The organism is Micromonospora thermarum (assembly GCF_012034245.1).
In the GTDB taxonomy this organism is placed as follows: Bacteria; Actinomycetota; Actinomycetes; order Mycobacteriales; family Micromonosporaceae; genus Micromonospora; species Micromonospora thermarum.
In genome coordinates this window covers 1-3,174 of sequence record NZ_JAATEO010000074.1, presented here as the reverse complement: position 1 = coordinate 3,174, position 3,174 = coordinate 1, and the positions used below count along the sequence as shown (strand labels likewise).

The 3,174-nt window shown below is 71.5% G+C and carries 4 protein-coding genes; 1 reads left to right on the top strand and 3 read right to left on the bottom strand.

What is annotated here, in order from left to right; genetic code table 11:
* Positions 1 to 187: 187 nt before the first annotated feature.
* The 3 genes from HCJ94_RS29185 to ddaH all read right to left on the bottom strand — a co-directional run bounded on the left by HCJ94_RS29185 (position 188) and on the right by ddaH (position 2,429).
* Positions 188 to 598: a VOC family protein gene (locus HCJ94_RS29185; protein ID WP_168004215.1), complete on the bottom strand. Its 411-nt coding sequence runs from the start codon at positions 596 to 598 to the stop codon at positions 188 to 190.
* 150 nt (positions 599 to 748) lie between these two features.
* The gene (locus HCJ94_RS29180) at positions 749 to 1,621 is read right to left on the bottom strand and encodes an LLM class F420-dependent oxidoreductase (protein WP_168004214.1); all 873 of its coding nucleotides are present in this window, start codon (positions 1,619 to 1,621) and stop codon (positions 749 to 751) included.
* A 37-nt stretch (positions 1,622 to 1,658) separates the two neighbouring features.
* The gene (gene ddaH, locus HCJ94_RS29175) at positions 1,659 to 2,429 is read right to left on the bottom strand and encodes a dimethylargininase (protein WP_168004213.1); all 771 of its coding nucleotides are present in this window, start codon (positions 2,427 to 2,429) and stop codon (positions 1,659 to 1,661) included.
* Between ddaH and HCJ94_RS31340 the strand changes: the two genes are divergently transcribed.
* On the top strand, positions 2,428 to 3,027 hold the full coding sequence (locus HCJ94_RS31340) for a hypothetical protein (RefSeq protein WP_205802096.1): 600 nt from the start codon (positions 2,428 to 2,430) through the stop codon (positions 3,025 to 3,027). The genes ddaH and HCJ94_RS31340 overlap by 2 nt on opposite strands.
* Positions 3,028 to 3,174 lie beyond the last annotated feature (147 nt).

Here is a 3,174-nt window from a genome sequence, read left to right as displayed (position 1 = left end):
ATGAGAGAAGTCCTTTCGTCGATGACCGCGAGCACCTGGGTTGCCTCCGAGGTGGGCGGCGGGATGCGCGATGGCGACACCGGCCAGCCGGAGTCGACGCGCCGGTCGAGCAGGCCGAGTCGCCTGCTCGACCGGCGGCGGGATGGCGGCCGGTGGTCGGCTCGCCGAGGATGGGGATGCGCCGCCGTCAGCGAAGTTCCTGGATGCGGACCAGGTTGCCCGCGGGATCGCGGAAGGCGCAGTCGCGGATGCCGTACGGCTGCTCGGTCGGCTCCTGGACCACCTCGGCGTCGGTGGCCTGCACCTTCTCGAATGTGCCGTCGAGGTCCCGGGTTGCCAGCAGGATCCAGCCGTAGGTGCCCTTGGCCATCATCTCGCTGATGGTGCGGCGCTCGTCCTCGGTGATCCCGGGGTCGGCGGCCGGCGGCGCCAGGAGGATGGACGTGTCGGGCTGGCCGACGGGGCCGACCGTGATCCAGCGCATCTTGCCCTGTCCGACGTCGCTCCGGACCTCGAAGCCGAGGGCGTCGCGGTAGAAGGCCAGCGACGCGTCCGGGTCGTCATGCGGGAGGAAGCTCGTGTGAATGGTGATGTCCATGACGATCAGGCTAGGCGCGCCTCCGTGACCGGGCTTCTCGGTTTCTGATCGACCTGGCGACCTGCTTCGCCGCGCACGGCCGCGGGCCCCGTCGGCGGCATGGCACAGGAGGTCGTACGGATGCCCGGCCTACCCCCCGGGCGTCCGAGCTCAGCCGACGTCGGCCAGTCGCGCTACGACCTGCTGCTCGGCCAGTCGCTGCGCGAACTCCACCGGGTGACGATCGGGCATCGTCTGCACCTCGGTCACCCCGAGCGCGGCGTACTCGGCCACCTCGGCCACGAAGGCGTCGACGTCGGCCAGGGGTGGCCGCATCACCAGTACCGTCTTCTCGATGCTGGCGTAGTCCCGGCCCTCGGCGGCGCAGTGTCCGCGCAGGACGTCGAGCTTGTGGGTGACCTCGGCCGGGCTGTTGCCGAACAGGTTGCACGAGTCGGCGTAGCGGGCCACGAGCCGCAGCGTCTTCTTCTCGCCGCCACCGCCGATCATGATCGGGGGGTGCGGTCGGGTGATCGGTGCCGGCACGCACAGGGTTTCGGCCAACTGGTAGTGCCTGCCGTCGAACCGGCCGTTGTCGTCGCTCCACATCTGCAGGCAGATCCGCAACGTCTCCTCGAGCCGTTCGAAGCGCTCGCTGGTCGGGACGACCGGTACGCCGAGGCCACGCTGCTCGCGGTCGTACCAGGACGCGCCGATGCCGAGCCGGGCCCGGCCGCCGGAGAGCACGTCGAGCGTGGTGACGATCTTGGCGAGGAGTCCCGGGTAGCGGTACATCACGCCGGTGACGAGCACCCCGAGCGTCATCCGGTCGGTCTTCCCGGCCAGGTAGCCCAGCGTGGTGTAGGCCTCGAGCATCGGCTCCTCGGCCGACGTCGTGAACTCCATCTGGAAGTAGTGATCCATGACCGTGAACGACGCGAGACCGGCCTCTTCCGCGATCCGGGCGGTCTCCGCCAGCGTCGGGGCCATCGCCGAGGGGTCGGCGGGCGTGGAGAAGTTCCAGTAGTGCAGACCGAGCCTCATCGCGCCATCCTCCCTCGGATCGCGTCCTGCTGGGGGGTCAGGCCCCGGGGATCAGCACGCTCAGGCAGGTGACGCAGCCTTCGAGCTTCTCGTACTCGCTGATGTCGACGACGACCGGCGTGAAGCCGAGGTCCGCCACGAGCGCCGCGGTGCGCGGCGCCGACGCGGCCAGCAGCACGAGGTCGTCACCGAGCGGTACGACGTGGCAGCCGGCCTCCTCGTCGACCGCGCGCAGCGGCTGGCGGAGCGCGCTCGCGTCGAGCAGGTCGGGCAGCGCGAGCAGGGTGCCGTCGGGCAGTGCGGTCACCGCCGACTTGAGGTGCAGTACGTCGCGCAGCGGGACCGTAACCACCTCGCGGCCGCGGGGTGTCAGGTGTGCACGCAGCTGGGCGATGGCCGCGGCATTGGTGCGGCCGCCCTCGCCCACGTACACGGTGGTGCCGACCTGCAGCACGTCGCCGCCGTCCAGCGTCCCGGGAGCCTCGATGCGCACGACCTCCAGTCCGGCCTCGCGTACCGCCTTCTCGGTACCGGCGATCTCCGGACGGCGGGGTGGCGCTCCCGGCCGTGTGATCACCGCCAGGCCGTCGCAGACCACGACCGTGTCCTCGACGAACACCGAGTCGGGACAGTGGTCGGCGGGAGCCACCTCGCGCACCTGCCAGCCGGCTTCGGTGAGCGCCGCCCGGTACGCCTCGTGCTGACGCCGGGCTTGCGCGACATCCACGTCGGTGCGCTCGATGTGGGTGACCAGCCCCTCGGCCAGCCGGTCGCTGGGTCGCCGGACCAGGGCGATGCCTCGCGTCATGCCACGAGTCTGCCGTGCACCGGTCGGCAAGCTCAAGCGGTGCAGGGCATGGGCGGGCCGCGATGCCGGGCTCCGTCGATCCCTGGATACCCGTGACCTGGTTGCCCGCCGGCTCGTCCGGCCGGTGGGCCGAGAAGATCCATCCGCCGATGGCGTCGGTGTCGCGCCACAGGTTCAGCCATCGCCAGCCGACCCGATCACCCACCTCGTGCATCATGTCGTCGTCGATGTAGGCGGGGAAGAGCCGGGCGTAGAACCGGCGCAGTGGCGAGCAGTAGGTGAGCAGGGCCGCCCGCCGCTGACCTGGGGCGACAGCTGGAGGACGGTGGTTGGCGACCAGTACCGAGCCGTGGCTGTACCCGGCGATCAGGACCGGGTGGCCGCTACCCACCAGGTGGGCGACGCGTCGGGCCAGCTCCGGCACGGCCCGTTCGGCGTAGCAGGGCGGCGCGAAGGGATGGGCGGCGCGTGGCCAGAAGGTGGCCAGGTCCCAGAGAACACCGCCGGCATGTTCGCCGCCGTGCCGGGTGACGCGCTCATCGCAAAGGACGACGCGGTCCTCGCGCAGACCACCTACCGGGAGTGGCTCGGACGCTGACCCTGGTCAGCAGGCGTGGCGCTAGGGCGCCGGTCGGTCCGCACGACGCGATCGAGGCCGTCGCGTCGTGCCGGACCGCCGCGACGCCGGCGCGGGGGAGCGCCGGCATCCTCCGCGGCGAGCGGTGCTGGGCAACTCCGCCGCGAC